An 18,288-nucleotide genomic window follows, 5' to 3' on the forward strand; every position below is an offset into this window, starting at 1 on the left:
GATTCATAAGAACCATTTTTACTCCTTTCTGCTATAGTTTTTACCCACACATCAACCCCGCTTGTGGTGTGCAAGCAAGTGGTTTTGATTGATTCAAGATAAACAGATTTGAAATGAGAGAATCCTACGTTATTCGGGGGTCTAATTCAATATGAACAGAGCTAGATTATCATTATAAATCAATGCATTACACACTGGTTGCGCGACAAATAAATATGTTTCTTCTTGTGTTGGTTGGTTACCTATTTATTTAAGCCGGCAAGATCTGAACACCATTAGCTCAAACTTAGCAAGAGAGATCTTAAAGCATAACAAGCAGGGTCAACGCTTGTGTGGGTGGAAACATGGTTAGAAAAAAATCCAAAAAATACACAGAGCTTACAGAAGCAGAAAAAGAAATGCTTCAAGAAATGATCATCACCTATCAAAGCGTGAAAATGATGTCTCGCTTGATGAAGTGGATAGCATTTTTTCTTTTTTTGCTTATCCTTGATTTTGCATGCCTCATGGATGCGATAGACAACATCTTCGCTCATTTGAAGCAGTGGTTTTCAAAGAATTAGAAAAACTGTCATACAAGCAAAAACTTCGAAAAATTCTTTTTACTATGAATTGGAGATCCAATCATAAGCGTAGTTCAGAATGCAAACCAAGTCGTAAGAGCTCGAGTGTTTTGGTATTCGGCTTTCGATAGATCAAAACTAAATCTGGCTTGATATGACAATCACGAAAATTGCGCCATTGACCTGTTAGCGCATGATCTCTCCAATGCGCTTTTAGCGGTTCATTCTCCGCTAACGCTTTGACCACAAGCAGCAAATCCTTCTCTAGTGTATTAGCATACCTACCTTTGCTTTCACGTTTAAGGTCAGACCGGAATGAACGCGTATAGACAATATAGCAAGCTTAGGTTTTCTTTTCAGATTTACGCATTTCGGTTCTATCTTCGCGTATCATGGTCCTTAAGCTGTCTAATAATGTACGTTCGACGCATCCCATTTCGACATCCTCGATAGCTCGTAATGTTTCCGGATTTGGTTGAAAGATCCAAGCGGTAATGTACGATCTCTAGCAATGCGGGTCATAAACATGCGTACTACATCCGATACAGTTAAACCCGTAGACTTAATAACTGCACTTGCAATTTCTTGAACTTGATCAGGTATGCGGGCTTGAATTTTTCCCATTGCTAAATCCCCTATTCAATTGTAGCACAATGTACTGTACGTTAAGTCTATGTCAAGAGTTTCAACAATAGCTTTTCACAAGAGAACTTAGCAAAATTCAAAAAATTATTAGAGAAAGTTAGCAGAATAAGATATGTTTTGTAGAAGAATATTGGAAAATCCTATTCCCTAACCTTTATTTATGAACCCCATACTTAAAAAAACATATAAATCAATGTGATATATGAATAAAAAAGAGCATAATATCACTAAAAGAGTGTTATAGAAATGATGTGTCATGACGATTCTACCACTCGATAGTGCTTCGATAAGAGAGGCAATAGCGCTTCTTGAACAAGGGAAGTTAGTAGCATTACCAACGGAAACTGTTTATGGATTAGCGGGCGATGCAACCAATGGGAGAGCAATTTCTTCTATTTATTCTACAAAGGGTCGTCCGCAAATTAATCCTCTTATTGCGCATGTCAGCGGCATCGAAATGGCGGAACGTTATGTTAAAATTGACTTTCTTTCACGCCAATTAATGGAGGAATTTTGGCCAGGTCCTTTGACATTGGTTTTGCCTTTAAAGGAACAGCATAATATCCATCCTTTAACAACCTCTGGTTTGAATACCTTGGCTGTTCGTTTTCCAGACAGTCGTTTTGCGGAAGTGGTACAACATTTTGGCCGCCCACTTGCTGCTCCTAGTGCGAATCAATCGGGGCGTCTTAGCCCTACTTCAGCTGAGGCTGTTTTTGCATCTTTGGGGGAATCTGTTCCTTTGATATTGGACGGAGGACCTGCTAAAATAGGGCTGGAATCAACGATTATTAAAATTTGTGGTGAAAATATTTATCTTTTGCGTCCAGGGGGGCTTGCGGCTGATGAAATTGAAGAAGTTGTGGGGAAGCCTTTAAAACGGATAGATCAAAGGGCGGCGATTGAAGCTCCTGGGATGTTAAAGTCGCATTATGCTCCCAATGCCACGGTTCGTTTGAATGTAGAAAAGGTGGAAAATGGTGAAGCGCTTTTAGCATTTGGTTCAAAGCGTGTTATGGGGGCTGAAAATGCCGTTTCTATTTTAAACCTTAGCGAAGATGGAAAGTTAGAAGAGGCAGCCTCTCATTTATTTCAATATATGAAGGAATTAGATTCATTTAAAGTGAGATGTATCGCAGTAGAACCTATTCCATTATACGGATTAGGGGAGGCTATCAATGATCGTCTTATACGGGCTGCGGCTCCAAAGGAGAAATGAACATGGAGCAGGAATTAATTGAAGGGTTTAGGGAAATTGTTGGTGCTAAGCATGCTATAACAGATCAAGCGTTGATTGCACCGTATTTGCTTGAAGAGCGTGGGCTTTTTCATGGAAAAACACCTTTACTTTTACGTCCATCTTCTTGCGCAGAGGTCTCATCGATTATGCAGTTAGCGAGCAAAACGCGCACACCGATTGTGCCACAGGGTGGAAATACAGGGCTTGTGGGGGGACAACAACCAGATGAAAGAGGAGAGGGCGTTCTTTTATCCATGGAGCGATTAAATAAGATTAGAGCTATAAATATTGAAGGAAATTTTGTTGTTGTAGAGGCTGGTGTTATTTTACAGGATTTACAGAAAAAAGTGGATGAATCAGGTCGTTTTTTCCCTCTTTCTTTGGCATCTGAAGGTTCTTGCCAAGTAGGAGGAAATCTTTCGTCGAATGCTGGAGGGACAGCTGTTTTAGCCTATGGCAATATGCGTGATCTTTGTCTTGGTTTAGAAGTTGTTTTACCGGATGGGCGTATTTTAGATGATTTGCGTTTTGTTAAAAAAGACAATAGCGGTTACGATTTAAAAGATCTTTTTATTGGTGCAGAAGGTACATTGGGTGTTATAACCGCAGCCGTTTTGAAGATGTTTCCAAAAATAAAAGGAAAAGCTGTTGCTTTGGTGGGATTATATAGTCCGGCGAAGGCTTTAGAGTTTTTATCTCTGGCTCAAGAGTATGGAGGAGGGATGTTGACAGGTTTTGAGCTCATGGGAAATCTCAGTTTGCAAATGGCTTTAGATTATAAGATGTGTGAGAAGCCTCCTCTTCAGCGGAAACATGAATGGTATGTATTAATGAACATTTCATCGTTGCAAGGCAATGATGAGGCGTTATCGGTATTGAGTACTATTTTAGAAGAAGCTTTAAAGAATGCGGTGATAGAAGATGCAGTTGTTGCGCAATCTTTAAAACAGCAAGATTTTTTTTGGCAATTACGAGAAAGTATATCATTAGCACAAAAGTTAGCAGGAGGGTCCATTAAGCATGATATTGCAATCCCACTTGCTTCTATTCCTGATTTTATTGCTGATGCAGCGCTTATTGTTGAGGATATTGCTCCAGGAGCACGGGTGATTTGTTTTGGACACATGGGCGATGGAAATTTACATTATAATATTACACAACCTGTAGGAGCTGATACGACAGTGTTCTTGCAGTTATGGTCAACAATGAATCATCGCATTCATAGTTTAGTGGTGGACTATAGAGGTGCATTTTCTGCTGAGCATGGAATTGGTCAGCTTAAGCGCGAAGAACTTCGTTCTTTTAAATCGCCTGTCGCATTGGATATTATGCAAGGGATTAAAAAAACGTTCGATCCTTTAGGGATAATGAATCCTGGAAAAGTATTATAATTCAAGAATGGTGATCATGCATTTTTGTTTAGATTTTAATAACCAAAAAAGAAACCAGTTGTTTTTTATTCAAACTTTTAATAATCCAATGAGAAAAAGCTGCTAAAGGGTGTATGTTATTTAAGATAAATTGGGATAATGTATATGGCTAATCAATGCTTTAATCAGGCAAAAGCGGTGCTTGAATTTCGGTTAGATCCGTGCCATTTGCCACAAACGACGACATATTTTTCATCCAAAACGGGTAATCAGGTTATTTGTTCGTTAAATGAGCGTGGTGTTTCTTTTAAAACGGATATGCCTTCAAGCTTATCGCATTTAATACCCCCTTATCATTTTCAAGGAATTGCAGCACGTACCGTAAAAACGCGTTCAGGAGAAAGAGCTGTTGCATTAGAATTACTTCATGCCGATGAGGAAGCTTGTATACCGCTTTTGGTTTCCAGAGATTTGAATAATGTTCTTCTGGATTGGCGGTTATGGGCGGATACTTATGGCCTTCCCATGCTTATGATCAATGAAGATAATCGCATTCTGGTTGTAAAAGATCGTTCTGATTTACATCGATTTTTTGGTACAACAGCACATTCTAAACAAAAGCATTTTTTACTTCGTTATAGCAATCCGTTAGGCTTGCGTTTGGTGATTGCGAATCGAATTGCACTCCAGTAAATTAACATGCATTCATTTTTGTACTACCGTCAGCATTTATCTTGTTGTGCTGTAAAACATCGTTGTTTGGGGAGGTAACATAAGGCATGTAAACTTCACACATGAAGTGTTTTTAGAAGATATGGCGAATATTCTTAAGTTTGCTTGTAGGTCTTTGTGTAAGTGCAGCATATTAATGAGAATTCAGACCTTTACAGACGGGATTTGGTGTGACTTTTGGTTCTTTAAAACAAAGAGAAAGTCAATGATTGTAAATGAGAGTTTTTTGACACCATACATTGGCAGCAGGAATCGATGATGTAAAACGCTTTTTTCAGAGAGGTAAAAACGGTTTTCATAACAATAGAAACTGTTTTTTTGCGGTATAATTTTGGGTTTTTGCCACATTATTAAAAACACCAGAAGATTACTGGAAGTGTTTTTGAATTTTTTTATAAATCATTTCTTCATGTTGAATGAAAGCTTTGAATATTGCAGAATATTCTTATTTCATCTCTCTTTTATAATCAAAATCATTTAGATAGAAAGGGTTATCGTAATATTGAGAATTGGAAAATACAATGATGGTATAGGTTTTTATTTTTATTCCAGAAAGCTGGCAGAATGGATTTATACTATTTGCAGGTAGTGTCGTAAAATGGGAATGATAAGCATGAGAGATATTGTTTAAGAGTTTGTATGTGAATAACATAACTATCTTTTTTGGGCATTTCATTTTTCGTAAAAGCGGAATTTCACTAAAAACGCGATAAATAAAAGAAATGATAGTATATACGTTTTTCCTCAGGATTTTATAAGAAAGAAAGTGTTTATAAAAATGATGAGAAAATGCGTTTAAAGTAAAGACAACAGTAAAATGATTATTTTATATTACATCTTCAGATTCAGAAAATTTTCCTATTTTATCATGAGTAGATATCCTATTTACAATATTTGATTGTTCAAAGGAAAGCACACTCATTTTTTCAAAATTATGGTCAACGTAAAACAGTGAGAAAATTTTTGTATCATGCTCTTATATAAAATAAGAAAATCGTAAAAAAAGAATATTCAAAGGATTTAATTTTCTCGCGCAACGGCTCTCCATCCGATATCTCGACGAACAAAACCTTCTGGCCAATCAATACAATCAACAGCTTCATAAGCACGTTTTTGTGCATGGGTAATCGTTTTTCCTGTTGCTGTTATATTGAGTACACGTCCACCATTTGCAATGAGTTCTCCATCACGCAACACTGTACCAGCTTGAAAAACTTTCACATCGAGAAGAGTGTTTACTTGATCAACGTTACGGATAACAGTACCTTTTTGGGGAGAGTCTGGATAACCATTAGCAGCCATAACAACGGTGAGAGCTGTTTTTTCAGACCACCGAAGAGGCTGATTTTCAAGTTTTCCTTGAGCTGCAGCAAGAAAAATTGGCAAAATATCATCTTTGAGGCGCATCATTAAAACTTGACATTCAGGATCACCGAATCGTACGTTAAATTCAATTAATTCGGGTCCTTTTTGCGTTATCATTAATCCGACGAAGAGAATACCTTTAAAGGGGGCACCCATTTCTTTCATGCTTTTTAAAGCTGGTTCAACAATTTCTTTGAGAGTACGATTCACTATTTCTTGGGTCATGATGGGCGCTGGTGAATAAGCACCCATACCACCGGTGTTTGCTCCAGTATCCCCATCACCTACACGTTTATGATCTTGAGCAGATCCAAAAGGAAGAGCAACTTTACCATCACAAAGGCAGAAGAAGCTTGCTTCTTCACCTTCAAGAAAAGATTCTACAACAATTTTGTTTTCTGCATCTCCAAATGTACTTTTGAAGCAGGCATCAACTGCGTTAAACGCTTCTTCCATAGTTGTTGCAACCACGACACCTTTGCCAGCTGCTAAGCCATCAGCTTTAATAACAATGGGAACACCTTGTTGCTGAATGTAAGCTTTAGCTTTAGAGGCATCATTAAAGCATTGGTAACTTCCTGTAGGAATGTTATTCTTCCGACATAAATCTTTTGTAAAGGCTTTTGAACCTTCTAGTTGAGCAGCTTTTTGAGTAGGACCAAATACACAGATGTTAGCGCTATTAAGAGAGTCTGTTATACCCGCCACCAAGGGTGCTTCTGGTCCTACAATTACAAGATCAATAGAATGTGCCTTACAAAAATCAATAACAAGGGGATGGTCATCAATGTTCAAATTAATATTTTCACCAAATTCTGTTGTTGCAGGATTTCCAGGAGCACAATATAACTTTGTTAGCAGTGGTGATGCTGCTATTTTCCATGCTAAAGCATGTTCTCGTCCACCTGAGCCAATAAGAAGAATATTCATTGCTTGCTCCTCTCATAAAAGATAATTAATCTCATCCTCTTCTCATAAGAATGAAATGTCTCTATCGCAAGACCAAAGGTAAATCATTTGATGAAAAAAAATAAAAATATCGCGCATGTTCAGTCCTATGATAGCCAAGGACGGGTTATGGATGCATCTTCCAAACAATGGGTCTACAGCTTCCTTCCCCGTTCTTTATGGTTTTATGCGCAATTGGCGCGTTGGGATCGACCTATCGGTTGGCAATTGTTGATGTGGCCTTGTTTTTGGTCAACAACAATGGCTTTTTTCTCTTATAACATGCATTACGATACTCTTTTATCAATGTTTCTTCATTGGGTTTGGTATCTTTTTCTTTTTTTTCTGGGATCTATTGCTATGCGAGGGGCAGGATGTACTTGGAATGATCTTATTGACCATAAAATTGATGCTCAGGTAGAAAGGACACGTTCTCGCCCATTGCCAACAGGACATGTGAGTCGGTTTCAAGCGAGAGTTTTTATCCTTGTGCAATGTTTTGTTGGTTTAGTCGTTTTATCACAATTTAATAGGTTTAGTTTTTTTCTAGGTATTTCGTCATTGATAGCTGTTGCATTTTATCCTTTTATGAAACGCGTAACATATTGGCCGCAGTTTTTTTTAGGCGTTGCATTTAATTGGGGGGCATTAATGGGGTGGGCTGTTGTCTTTGGAAGTTTAAGCTGGGCACCAATCTTGCTTTATGTGGGATCAATTTTGTGGACCATAGGATACGACACAATCTACGCACATCAAGATAAAGAAGATGACGTTACTGTTGGTGTCCGTTCTACGGCTCTTCTTTTTGGTAAAGCAACCAAGCGTGCTTTAGTATTTTTGTATGGTGGTTTTGTGATGTTCGTTAGTCTAGCATTTTATTTAGCTGGAGTCCCTGTTCTTAGTTTTTTGGGGATTTTTGTGGCAAGTATCCATATGTTTATTCAAATTAAAGTCATTGATATAGATGATAGTTCACAATGCCTCAGGCTTTTCAAATCTAATTCGCTTATTGGTTTTGTGATTTTTTCTGGTTTAGTATGTGGGGGTATATGGATGATATTTTATCCTGCGGTCTAAAAATAAGTTAGCTAAAATCATAGTTTCTACTGAATACAGTATGTTTTTTTTAATAAGCTTGTTGCTAATCTATTTTTAAGCAATACAGTAGAAAATATCACCAATTAACCTTTACAGTGAAAATAAAATTCTTCTATTTAAATAGAATAAATCATCTTCTTTTAGAATTTTTCGAATAAAAAATATTTGTTTAATTGTTGCGAAGAAAAAATCTTCATAACGATGAAGTTTGAAGGATTAGGGATAAAGTTTTTGTCTTTTCCAATCGCTGTGTTCAACACAATCCCGTGTAAAAAGCAAACGATCATGTAAACGAAATGGGCGATCGCACCAGAACTCTATAGAAAGGGGTTTAACACGAAACCCAGACCAATAAGGTGGTCGTGGAATATTGCCTAGAGCATAACGCGCAGTATATTGAGCAATTGCTTTTTCGAGCACAAAACGATTGTCTAAAGGTTGAGATTGTTTAGAGGCCCATGCACCAATTCGACTACCACGTGGTCGCGATTGGAAATAGGCATCGGCTTCCTGTTGACTTACTTTTTCAACGATTCCTCTAATTCTGACTTGACGACGGAGTGATTTCCAATGAAAACCTAAGGATGCTTTCATTGATTTTAAAATTTCTTGTCCTTTACAGCTTTCATAATTGGTATAGAAGACGAATCCTTGGGGACTGTAGTCTTTGAGGAGAACCATACGAACATTAGGGAGTCCTGTTTCGTCAACTGTTGCTAATGCCATAGCATTCGGATCATTTATTTCACTTATCGTTGCCTCTTCAAGCCACTTTGCGAAAAGTTCAAAAGGTTTTTGCATTTTCATAAAATGATCATCTGTTGGTATTTTTGTGCTCATAGTTTCTCCAAATATCAGTGAGCATGGGTGAGGCATTTTCTCATTTACTTGATCATCAAGAAGTTACAGTACTATTTTTTCTTATTTTCAAAAAGCCAATGCTATCGTGTATTTCTATGGTAGTTTAATTATTTTTTACTTTAGCATAGACTACAAGGAGCTATATTAAATAAATGTCTCATTTTATCTGGTATTTTAGTTTATTGATAGACATATAAAGAGAAAAGAAGAAATTATTCTCTAGAATAGACTAATGAAGCTATAAGGGATATTGAACAACGTATCAGTTGATATTTTGAAAACGAAGAAATTGAAAAGAGGGCAATATGCGTGATCCCTACACGATTCTGGGTGTGGCACGTACCGCAAAATCGCAAGAGATTAAATCGGCATTTAGAAGATTAGCGAAGAAATATCATCCAGACCATAATAAAGATGATACAAAGGCTAAAGAGAAATTTGCTGAAATTAATCAAGCCTATGAAATTATAGGTGATAAAGATAAAAAGGCACAATTTGACCGCGGTGAAATTGATATGGAAGGAAAACCGCTTTATCAAGCCTATGGTGCTGGTGAAAATTTTAGCAATAAACAAAATCCCTTTTCAGGAAGAGCAAAGGGATTTGATTTTTCCTCTTCAGGTGGTGCAAGTTTTGATGCGAGTGATATTTTTCGGGATCTGTTTGGAGGAGGAGGTAGCTTTTCGAATTCCACACACTATAACCGTCCCCAACAAGGAGCACATGTTCGTGCTAATCTTGCCATAACATTAGAGCAGATGGTTGGCGCAGAAAAGGTGGAGGCTGTTTTTCCAAATGGAAAAAAGTTAAAAATTAAACTTCCAGATTATATTGAAGACGGACAGACTATTCGTTTAAAAGGTCAGGGAGAAGAGGTACCTCACGGGCAAGCAGGAGATGCGTTGATAACCATTCAGATTCAAAAACATCCTCGTTTTCGGGTTGAAGGAAAAGCACTCCATCTTGATTTACCAGTTTCTCTTAAACATGCTGTTTTGGGAGCAAAAGAAGAAGTTGAGACGTTGGAGGGGCGTGTGGTTTTAACGATTCCTGCGTGGTCAAGTTCTGATCGCGTTTTACGGTTGAAAGGGAAAGGGCTTCGTTTAAAAAATGGTACAAGAGATGATCTTTATGTGCATGTTCGCATTATGTTGCCGGGAGATGAAAATGCCGCCGCACTAGAACAGTTTTTGCAAATGCAACAAGATTAATTTTAAAAATTTTATATATAAAAGCGTAGTTTTTGTTTGATTTTAAACCAATTGCTTGAAGAAAAAGTTGACCTGTGTCATAGGCAGGTGAATAATACTAATTTTAAGTAACAATGGGGCAGTGCTGATGGCTAAGGGTAATGGTTTATTGTACGGTAAGCGTGGTTTAATTTTGGGGTTGGCCAATAATCGCTCCATCGCTTGGGGAATCGCTAAAGCGGCAAGTAGCGCAGGGGCAGAGCTTGCTTTTACCTATCAGGGTGAAGCAATGAAAAAGCGTGTCGAGCCTTTGGCTGAAGAATTAAAGGGATTTGTTTGTGGACATTGTGATGTTTCTGACAGTGTCTCTATTGATACGGTCTTTAGAGAAATAGAGAAGAAATGGGGAAAACTTGATTTTTTAGTTCATGCTATTGGTTTTTCTGATAAAGATGAATTAAGTGGTCGTTATATTGATATCAGCGAATCAAATTTTATGATGACGATGAATATTTCCGTTTATTCCCTAACAGCTCTAACGAAGCGTGCAGAAAAATTGATGCCAGATGGTGGTTCAATCTTGACACTAACCTATTATGGTGCAGAAAAGGTTGTTCCCAATTATAATGTAATGGGGGTTGCCAAAGCCGCTCTTGAAGCGAGCGTGAAATATTTAGCGGTAGATTTAGGTCCCCAAAATATTCGTGTTAATGCTATATCTGCTGGACCAATTAAAACGTTAGCGGCTTCTGGTATTGGTGATTTTCGTTATATTTTAAAATGGAATGAATATAATGCTCCATTACGTCGTACGGTAACAATTGAAGAGGTTGGTGATTCTGCGCTTTATTTTCTTTCAGATTTGTCTCGTTCTGTTACCGGTGAAGTCCATCATGTCGATTCGGGTTATAATATCATAGGTATGAAGGCAGTTGATGCACCAGACATTTCTGTCGTTAAAGAATAAAGTTTGGTTTATAAGATTTTATTAGACAGCAGTAATTTGACCAAATTTAAGGTGTCCAAGAGTATTTGGGAGAAAAGAGTTGTCTTGTGTATAGCACACAACATACGTTATCGTTGTATATATTTGACAGAGAAATGGATCTTTTTTCATGTCGCATAATACATTTGGTCATTTGTTTCGTGTAACAACATGGGGTGAAAGTCATGGTGCTGCTCTTGGTTGTATCATTGATGGTTGTCCACCTGGAATTATTTTTACTCTTGCAGAAGTTCAAGCTTATCTTGATAAACGCAAGCCAGGACAATCAAAATATACAACGCAGCGCCGAGAACCAGATGAAGTAGAGGTCCTTTCAGGAGTTGTTGTTCAAGACGATGGAACGACATTGGTGACAACAGGTACACCAATTTCTCTGTTGATTCGAAATACAGATCAACGCTCTCAAGATTATGGAGCAATTGCTCATCAGTATCGTCCAGGACATGCGGATTATACTTATGATATTAAATATGGCATTCGTGATTTTCGAGGCGGGGGACGTGCTTCGGCACGGGAGACGGCAGCACGTGTTGCAGCAGGTGCATTTGCTCGTAAAATCGTTCCTGGTTTGATTGTACGAGGAGCAGTGATAGCAATTGGTCCTCATAATATTAATCGTGATCGTTGGGATTGGTCAGAGGTTGATAATAATCCTTTTTTTACAGCTGATGCAGAGATGGTTCACATTTTTAGTGACTATATCAGTAAACTCCGTAAAGAGGGGACATCTGTTGGTGCGGTTGTTGAGATCGTTGCAGAAAATGTTCCGGCAGGTTTAGGAGCCCCTATTTACGCAAAGCTTGATCAAGATATTGCCTCGTTACTTATGTCGATTAATGCGGTAAAAGGTGTGGAAATTGGTGATGGTTTTGCGGCAGCCCGCTTGAGGGGAGAAGAAAATGCCGATGAAATGCGAATGGGAAATGATGGAAAACCGCTTTTTTTATCCAATCATGCTGGTGGTATTTTAGGGGGAATATCGAGTGGACAGCCAATTGTTGCACGTTTTGCTGTAAAGCCTACTTCATCAATTTTAACACCTCGTCGTTCCATTGATGTTGATGGTCATGATATAGACGTTATAACAAAGGGACGTCATGATCCATGTGTTGGGATTCGTGCCGTTCCTGTTGGTGAGGCGATGGTTGCTTGTGCTATTGCTGACCATTATCTAAGACATCGCGGTCAAGTTGGGTGATTGAAAAGGTGAACAATGGCGTATGATGAAAAAAAAATTGTTTCTGCACTTAAAGCTTTTGAACGCGGTGAAATTGTTGTGGTGACAGATGATGATGACCGTGAAAATGAGGGTGATTTAACTGTTGCTGCAGCGCATTGTACAGAAGAAAAGATGGCGTTTATTCTTCGTCACACAACAGGTATTGTGTGCACACCTATGCCAAAAAAAGAAGCAAAACGGTTTAATCTTTCTCTTATGGTACCAGATAATAACTCTGCACATGGGACGCAATTTACGGTTACTGTTGATTTTAAACACGGCATAACAACAGGAATTTCAGCGCATGACCGTACATTAGCTGTACGTAATCTTGCGAATTCAAATGCAAGTGCGGATGATTTTGTTCGTCCAGGGCATGTTTTTCCTTTAATTGCGCATGAAGGGGGGGTGCTCATGCGTTCAGGTCACACGGAGGCCGCTGTTGATTTATGTAAATTATCTAATTTGCCGCCGGTTGGTGTTATCGGTGAATTAGTCAATGATGATGGAAGCGTTAAACATGGCGATCAGATTATGAAATTTGCGCAAGAACATCGGTTGCATATTATAACGGTTGCAGATTTAATTTCTTACCGCCAACGTAAGGAAATATTGATCAAGCATGTTGGAGAAATGCTTATTGAAACATCTGTAGGTCCCGCTATTGTTCAAAGTTATCAACTCCCTTGGGAAGTCGTTCAGCATATTGCAATTGTTTTTGGTGATGTCCGTGAGGGTGAGAATATTCCTGTGCATTTACATCATGAAAACATTATAAGTGACGTTTTTTGTCAAACTTCAGATATTATGGTGATGATGCGGCGTATGATGGAAAAAGAAAAACGTGGCGTATTTATTTATTTGCGTGAAGGATCTGTTATACAATCAACTGTTGGTATTCAAAACATGACAAGAAACAGTTCAGAAAACCATGTGCAGGCGATTGAACGCGAAGAAGAATGGCGCAAAATTGGTTTAGGATCACAAATTTTAAAATATTTAGGAATAGGCTCTGTTATTGTTTATGCTTCTAAAGAGCATCATTATGTAGGTTTGGAAGGTTTTGGAGTTCGTATATCCAGAACAGATATTTTTTGAGGTTCATATGAAAAAAGAGATACAAGAGGGGGATATTACGACCTTAAGCTTTGAGCAAGCGCTTAAGCAACTTGAAGTTATTGTCGAAAATTTGGAACGTGGCGATGTGCCTTTGGAACAATCCATTGATATTTATGAACGCGGTGAAGCGCTTAAAAAGCATTGTGAAAAACTCTTAAGAGTTGCTGAAGCTAAAGTTGAAAAAATCCAGCTTTCAGAAGAAGGTTCTCCAGAAGGAGTGGAACCACTTGATGCTAAATAATTTAAATCTTTTTGGATATTTATTGTGGGACTTAAGAGAAGCAATAACCTTAGTTTATAAATAGAAAGTTTTATTGATCTCTTTTTTATAAAATAAGTTAAAAATGAGGAAATTATAGCTCATCTCAAATAGAAAAGAGCATTTTTCAGTAAAAAAGATGCAAAACTGTAAATAAAAGAGTAGAGAAGATATATTTTTATCATTGTGTTTTCTTGAGTTAAGATAATAGAAAGGATTTTTTTTGTCTCAGGTCTTAACACCATTGCTTGACCGTGTTTGTTTTCCGCAAGATTTGCGGGCATTGCCTGAGTCTGATTTGGTACAGTTGGCTGATGAGTTGCGGACCGCAACAATTGATGCGGTTTCTGTAACAGGTGGTCATCTTGGCGCGGGACTTGGTGTTGTTGAGCTCACTGTTGCATTACATTATATTTTTAATACACCAGAGGATAGGATTATTTGGGATGTTGGTCATCAAACCTATCCACACAAGATTTTAACGGGGCGTAGAGAAAAAATTCGCACATTACGTCAAGATGGCGGATTATCGGGTTTTACAAAACGTTCAGAAAGTGTGTATGATCCATTTGGAGCGGGGCATTCGTCTACTTCTATTTCAGCGGGGCTTGGTATGGCGGTGGCAAGTGCTTTGAAAGCAGAGACAAGACGCAATATCATAACTGTCATTGGTGATGGTGCAATGTCTGCGGGCATGGCTTATGAAGCAATGAACAACGCTGGTGCTTTGAATGCACGCTTGATTGTTGTTCTTAATGATAACGATATGTCTATAGCACCACCTACAGGTGCTATGAGTGCACATCTTGCACGATTAGTGTCTCGTCCTTCTTATCGTCATTTGCGTGAACGCGTAAAGATGTTGAGCGAAAAATTGCCAAAGTTTTTTTTGGATAAAGCCCGTCGTTCAGAGGAATTTGCGCGTGGCCTTTTGGTTGGGGGAACTTTATTTGATGAGCTTGGCTTTTATTATGTTGGCCCCATAGATGGGCACAATTTGGGGCATTTATTGCCTGTTTTTAAAAATGTTCGTGAATATCCTAATGGTCCTGTTTTGGTGCATGTTGTAACCCATAAGGGAAAGGGATATCCACCTGCAGAGGCCTCGTCTGATAAATATCATGGTGTTAATCGTTTTGATGTCACGACAGGAAAACAGGTAAAAGCATCAAGTAATATTCTACCCTATACCAAGGTATTTTCTAAAGCTTTAATAGAAGAAGCTCGCCATGATGATAAGATTGTTGGCATAACAGCAGCGATGCCAACAGGGACAGGTCTTGATTCTTTTGCGAAAAAATTTTCTGAAAAAATGTTTGATGTTGGTATCGCTGAGCAACATGCCGTAACTTTTGCGGCAGGACTTGCTTGTGAAGGGTATAAGCCTTTTGTTGCAATTTATTCTACTTTTTTACAGCGTGCTTATGATCAAATTGTTCATGATGTATCAATTCAAAAATTACCGGTACGTTTTGCTATTGACCGAGCAGGTTTTGTGGGGGCAGATGGTGCAACACATGCTGGAAGTTTTGATATTGTTTTTTTGGCCACTCTTCCTGACTTTGTTGTTATGGCACCTTCTGATGAGCTTGAACTGATGCATATGGTGCGTACAGCTGCAGCTTATGATCAGGGACCAATTTCTTTTCGTTATCCGCGTGGTGAGGGGATTGGTATAGATTTACCGCAACGTGGTGAGTTATTAGAAATTGGAAAAGGGCGCGTTCTGCGTGAAGGAAATAGAATCGCTTTGGTTTGTTTTGGAACGCGGATGTCAGAAGTGTTGCAAGCTGCTGATGCGTTGGAGGCTGAAGGATTGTCTACAACGGTTGCAGATGCACGGTTTGCAAAACCTTTAGATAAGGATTTGATGCGTCGTTTGGCACGTGAGCATGAGGTATTGGTGACAATTGAAGAAGGGGCAATCGGTGGATTTGGAGCGCACATATTACAATTTTTAGCGCAAGAAGGGCTCTTAGAGCATGGTTTGAAAGTTCGTACACTAAAATTTCCTGATGAATATTTGAATCATGGTTCACCAGAAAAAGTTCTTTCACGTGTCGGACTTGACGCTATGGGTATTTTAAGCACGGTTTTTGCTGTTTTGGGACGCGAGATTCGAACAGAATAGAAAATTCGAGTATGAGATGGCTTCCAGAAAAAGACTCGATATTTTTTTAGTTGAAAAAAACTTTTTTACGACACGTTCACGCGCACGTGATGCAATTATGCGCCAAACTGTTAAAGTTAACGGAGAAATCGTTTTTAAAGCTGGGCAAATCGTTTTTGATGATGCAGAGATTACCGTTTGTGATCCAGCACAGAATTATGTTTCTCGGGCAGCGTTAAAATTGATTGCTGCACTTGATGCATTTCCAATTATAACAGATAAAGTGACAGCCATTGATGTTGGTGCATCAACAGGTGGTTTTACGCAAGTTCTCTTAGAGCGTGGAGCAGATCATGTCATTGCCGTTGATGTTGGGCATCATCAATTTGATAAACGTTTATTGGGCAACAGTGCTATAACGTTATTAGAAGGCTTGAATGTCAGAGATTTTAAACAGGAACATTTAGGTGGGCGAGAAATTGATCTTATCGTTTCAGATGTTAGCTTTATTTCGCTCAAACTTGCATTGCCTCCCGTGTTGTCTTTAGCCAAGAAGGGAGCCCAAGCTGTTTTACTGGTAAAGCCTCAGTTTGAGGTTGGTCGTAAACACTTTAGTAAGGGAGGAATATTAAGTCCATCAAGTGCTAAAAAAATTGCTGAGGCGCTTTTTGTTTGGTTAAGTACACAAACAGGGTGGAGTGCAAAAAGTTTAATTTCTTCCCCTATTACAGGTGGTGATGGCAACGTGGAATATTTACTATTCGGAGAAAAACAAGAGTGAATGACAATGTCATAATCGATCATATCGGAGCAAATGGTTATGGTACTGCTAAGACCGTCTCACGGCTTCGTTTCTGTTCCTTTTACTTTACCAGGAGAGTGTGCTGAAATTACGGTTCATGGAAAATATGCAACATATATAGCATTAAAAGAAAAATCATTAGAACGCATTGATACTCTTTGTCAGCATTTTGGAGAATGTGGAGGGTGTACTCTTCAGCATTGGCATATGGATGCTTATCGCGTATGGAAACAACAATTGGTTGTTGATGCGCTTAAAAAGTATGGACTTAATAATGTTGTTGCGCCTTTAATAGAATGTAAACCTTATAGCCGACGGCGGATTACTCTAACAGCATCTATGACCCCACAGGGGCAAAAAGTTGGTTTTAACCGTTATCTCTCTCATGAGATTGTAGCTCTTGAGGAATGTCCAGTAAGCCGTCCAGAGCTTATTTCTCAGTTGCATAATATTAGAGAGCTCTGTGCTTTTCTAAGCAGCTCTGCCAAACGGTTTCATGTTACGATAACATGTGTTGAAAATGGTTTAGATGTTGCTTTAAGCGGTTGCATTATACACCATGAATCACTTCGTCAGAAAATGATCAGTGCTGCTCTTTCATATGGGATTATACGTTTATCTGTTGACGGTGAAGTTTTGGTTGAACGAGAAAAACCAGAGATTTACTTTGGAGATGTCCGTGTTGAATTTCCTTCTGGTGGTTTTCTGCAAGCAACTTGTGAAGCTGAAAATATAATGGGCAATATTATTTTGACTCATTTTAAAAAAGTAAAGAATGCTGTTGATTTGTTTTCAGGGGTAGGAACATTTACCTTGCGTATGGCAAAAAAGATGAATGTTCATGCAGTAGAAAATAATGAAGATGCATTAAGAAATCTAAATACAGCAGCACGTTTTGCGACTGGTTTAAAAACGTTCACTTGTGAAAAACGTGATCTTTTCCGACATCCCCTTTCTGTAAAGGAACTTGAATGTTTTGAGAGTGTTGTTTTTGATCCTCCCCGTGCTGGTGCAGAGCAACAAGTACGTGAATTAGCGAAGACAACAGTATCACGTGTTGTGGCAATTTCTTGTAATCCTACTACATTTGCTCGTGATTTATCTCTTCTTGTTGCAGGGGGGTATACAGTAGAAAAAATCATACCGATTGATCAATTTTTATGGTCACCACATGTCGAAATTGTTGCTGTTTTGAGCAAAAAGAAAAAAAAGAAAGGTTGGAAACTTTAGCCTAATTTTTTTTAATGCTATGAAGATTTTTTAAAAGTTGACCTGTGTATTATTATAAAATCTCTCCAAAATTTATCTATAATAATAATCTTTTTCTCGTTGAGTTAAGAGCACTGAATGTAGAAAGTGTTTTTTTTCTTTTAAGCTTTTTTATTATGAAATATAAAAGACAAGTTACCCCACACAAAAAAACCACAAAAGACTAATGTATTACGAAGAAGATGTGTCTGAATAAGCCTGTGCCGTCGTTATATTTGCCATCCCCTAATGTTTCTTAAAACTCTTGGTACTTGAGACGGCCCATAAGAGGAATCTTTAGTTCTTTCTTGTACAGTTTTTATCCATATAACTCTCCCCGCCTGTAACGTATAAACGAATGATTTTGATTGATCCAACAGACACAGATTTAAAATGAGAGAATCTTACGGTATTCAAGGTTCTAATAAAATATGAATAACGCTAGATTATCTTTATAAATCAATTCATTGTAACATCCCCCTCACAAAATGGTCGTAATAGACGAGAAGGAGG

The 18,288-nt window shown here is 38.3% G+C and carries 15 protein-coding genes and 2 pseudogenes; 13 read left to right on the forward strand and 4 right to left on the reverse strand.

Annotated features, from left to right (window positions below):
* The first annotated feature begins 344 nt into the window (after positions 1 to 344).
* On the forward strand, positions 345 to 563 hold the full coding sequence (locus ACFIK2_RS02115; protein ID WP_375634205.1) for a hypothetical protein: 219 nt from the start codon (positions 345 to 347) through the stop codon (positions 561 to 563).
* Between the two features lie 61 nt (positions 564 to 624).
* Here ACFIK2_RS02115 and ACFIK2_RS02120 read toward each other — a convergent pair whose 3' ends face one another.
* Positions 625 to 897 carry a type II toxin-antitoxin system YafQ family toxin gene (locus ACFIK2_RS02120; RefSeq protein WP_375636309.1) on the reverse strand — a complete coding sequence of 91 codons (273 nt, stop codon included), beginning with the start codon at positions 895 to 897 and terminating at the stop codon, positions 625 to 627.
* A gap of 9 nt (positions 898 to 906) precedes the next feature.
* Positions 907 to 1,187: pseudogene (locus ACFIK2_RS02125) on the reverse strand (type II toxin-antitoxin system RelB/DinJ family antitoxin).
* Positions 1,188 to 1,464: 277 nt separating this feature from the next.
* Between ACFIK2_RS02125 and ACFIK2_RS02130 the strand changes: the two are divergent.
* The 3 genes from ACFIK2_RS02130 to ACFIK2_RS02140 all read left to right on the forward strand — a co-directional run bounded on the left by ACFIK2_RS02130 (position 1,465) and on the right by ACFIK2_RS02140 (position 4,511).
* On the forward strand, positions 1,465 to 2,427 hold the full coding sequence (locus tag ACFIK2_RS02130) for an L-threonylcarbamoyladenylate synthase (protein WP_375620641.1): 963 nt from the start codon (positions 1,465 to 1,467) through the stop codon (positions 2,425 to 2,427).
* 2 nt (positions 2,428 to 2,429) lie between these two features.
* Positions 2,430 to 3,839 carry an FAD-binding oxidoreductase gene (locus ACFIK2_RS02135; RefSeq protein ID WP_375634207.1) on the forward strand — a complete coding sequence of 470 codons (1,410 nt, stop codon included), beginning with the start codon at positions 2,430 to 2,432 and terminating at the stop codon, positions 3,837 to 3,839.
* Positions 3,840 to 3,983: 144 nt separating this feature from the next.
* Positions 3,984 to 4,511 carry a DUF6101 family protein gene (locus ACFIK2_RS02140; protein WP_375628324.1) on the forward strand — a complete coding sequence of 176 codons (528 nt, stop codon included), beginning with the start codon at positions 3,984 to 3,986 and terminating at the stop codon, positions 4,509 to 4,511.
* A 1,059-nt stretch (positions 4,512 to 5,570) separates the two neighbouring features.
* On the opposite strand, the gene purD is transcribed toward ACFIK2_RS02140, so the two are convergent.
* Positions 5,571 to 6,845, reverse strand: coding sequence for a phosphoribosylamine--glycine ligase (gene purD / locus ACFIK2_RS02145; RefSeq protein ID WP_375634209.1), 1,275 nt, complete (start codon positions 6,843 to 6,845; stop codon positions 5,571 to 5,573).
* Positions 6,846 to 6,935: 90 nt separating this feature from the next.
* Here purD and ubiA point away from each other — a divergent pair, with 90 nt between their 5' ends.
* On the forward strand, positions 6,936 to 7,940 hold the full coding sequence (gene ubiA / locus ACFIK2_RS02150) for a 4-hydroxybenzoate octaprenyltransferase (RefSeq protein WP_375634211.1): 1,005 nt from the start codon (positions 6,936 to 6,938) through the stop codon (positions 7,938 to 7,940).
* 237 nt (positions 7,941 to 8,177) lie between these two features.
* On the opposite strand, the gene pdxH is transcribed toward ubiA, so the two are convergent.
* A complete protein-coding gene (gene pdxH, locus ACFIK2_RS02155) occupies positions 8,178 to 8,801 on the reverse strand; it encodes a pyridoxamine 5'-phosphate oxidase (RefSeq protein ID WP_375611119.1) in 624 nt (207 codons plus the stop codon).
* A 326-nt stretch (positions 8,802 to 9,127) separates the two neighbouring features.
* On the opposite strand from pdxH, the gene ACFIK2_RS02160 reads away from it, so the two are divergent.
* From ACFIK2_RS02160 to ACFIK2_RS02195, 8 genes and pseudogenes are all read left to right on the forward strand, one after another.
* Positions 9,128 to 10,033, forward strand: coding sequence for a DnaJ C-terminal domain-containing protein (locus ACFIK2_RS02160; RefSeq protein WP_375634213.1), 906 nt, complete (start codon positions 9,128 to 9,130; stop codon positions 10,031 to 10,033).
* Between the two features lie 127 nt (positions 10,034 to 10,160).
* Positions 10,161 to 10,979, forward strand: a complete 819-nt coding sequence (gene fabI / locus ACFIK2_RS02165) for an enoyl-ACP reductase FabI (protein WP_273787904.1) — start codon at positions 10,161 to 10,163, stop codon at positions 10,977 to 10,979.
* A gap of 148 nt (positions 10,980 to 11,127) precedes the next feature.
* Complete coding sequence (aroC, locus tag ACFIK2_RS02170) at positions 11,128 to 12,216, forward strand: chorismate synthase (protein WP_375676858.1); 1,089 nt, start codon at positions 11,128 to 11,130, stop codon at positions 12,214 to 12,216.
* Positions 12,217 to 12,231: 15 nt separating this feature from the next.
* Positions 12,232 to 13,335 (forward strand): 3,4-dihydroxy-2-butanone-4-phosphate synthase, encoded by a 1,104-nt coding sequence (gene ribB, locus ACFIK2_RS02175; protein ID WP_375676859.1) that lies wholly within the window; start codon positions 12,232 to 12,234, stop codon positions 13,333 to 13,335.
* Positions 13,336 to 13,342: 7 nt separating this feature from the next.
* Positions 13,343 to 13,597, forward strand: coding sequence for an exodeoxyribonuclease VII small subunit (locus tag ACFIK2_RS02180; RefSeq protein ID WP_375618413.1), 255 nt, complete (start codon positions 13,343 to 13,345; stop codon positions 13,595 to 13,597).
* Positions 13,598 to 13,838: 241 nt separating this feature from the next.
* Complete coding sequence (dxs, locus tag ACFIK2_RS02185; RefSeq protein WP_375634291.1) at positions 13,839 to 15,746, forward strand: 1-deoxy-D-xylulose-5-phosphate synthase; 1,908 nt, start codon at positions 13,839 to 13,841, stop codon at positions 15,744 to 15,746.
* Positions 15,747 to 15,762: 16 nt separating this feature from the next.
* Complete coding sequence (locus ACFIK2_RS02190; RefSeq protein ID WP_375634289.1) at positions 15,763 to 16,506, forward strand: TlyA family RNA methyltransferase; 744 nt, start codon at positions 15,763 to 15,765, stop codon at positions 16,504 to 16,506.
* Positions 16,503 to 17,757: pseudogene (locus ACFIK2_RS02195) on the forward strand (class I SAM-dependent RNA methyltransferase). Before ACFIK2_RS02190 ends, ACFIK2_RS02195 begins: the two are co-directional and overlap by 4 nt.
* The last annotated feature ends 531 nt before the right edge of the window (positions 17,758 to 18,288 follow it).

Origin of the sequence: Bartonella sp. AP88XZML, assembly GCF_042195565.1 — a bacterium.
Taxonomy (GTDB): domain Bacteria; phylum Pseudomonadota; class Alphaproteobacteria; order Rhizobiales; family Rhizobiaceae; genus Bartonella.

Excerpts from the sequence above, each read along its gene's own strand:
- ACFIK2_RS02115 (WP_375634205.1), top strand. The coding sequence starts at position 345 with ATGGTTAGAAAAAAATCCAAAAAATACACAGAGCTTACAGAAGCAGAA.
- ACFIK2_RS02130 (WP_375620641.1), top strand. The coding sequence starts at position 1,465 with ATGACGATTCTACCACTCGATAGTGCTTCGATAAGAGAGGCAATAGCG.
- ACFIK2_RS02135 (WP_375634207.1), top strand. The coding sequence starts at position 2,430 with ATGGAGCAGGAATTAATTGAAGGGTTTAGGGAAATTGTTGGTGCTAAG.
- ACFIK2_RS02140 (WP_375628324.1), top strand. The coding sequence starts at position 3,984 with ATGGCTAATCAATGCTTTAATCAGGCAAAAGCGGTGCTTGAATTTCGG.
- purD (WP_375634209.1), bottom strand. The coding sequence starts at position 6,845 with ATGAATATTCTTCTTATTGGCTCAGGTGGACGAGAACATGCTTTAGCA.
- ubiA (WP_375634211.1), top strand. The coding sequence starts at position 6,936 with ATGAAAAAAAATAAAAATATCGCGCATGTTCAGTCCTATGATAGCCAA.
- pdxH (WP_375611119.1), bottom strand. The coding sequence starts at position 8,801 with ATGAGCACAAAAATACCAACAGATGATCATTTTATGAAAATGCAAAAA.
- ACFIK2_RS02160 (WP_375634213.1), top strand. The coding sequence starts at position 9,128 with ATGCGTGATCCCTACACGATTCTGGGTGTGGCACGTACCGCAAAATCG.
- fabI (WP_273787904.1), top strand. The coding sequence starts at position 10,161 with ATGGCTAAGGGTAATGGTTTATTGTACGGTAAGCGTGGTTTAATTTTG.
- aroC (WP_375676858.1), top strand. The coding sequence starts at position 11,128 with ATGTCGCATAATACATTTGGTCATTTGTTTCGTGTAACAACATGGGGT.
- ribB (WP_375676859.1), top strand. The coding sequence starts at position 12,232 with ATGGCGTATGATGAAAAAAAAATTGTTTCTGCACTTAAAGCTTTTGAA.
- ACFIK2_RS02180 (WP_375618413.1), top strand. The coding sequence starts at position 13,343 with ATGAAAAAAGAGATACAAGAGGGGGATATTACGACCTTAAGCTTTGAG.
- ACFIK2_RS02190 (WP_375634289.1), top strand. The coding sequence starts at position 15,763 with ATGGCTTCCAGAAAAAGACTCGATATTTTTTTAGTTGAAAAAAACTTT.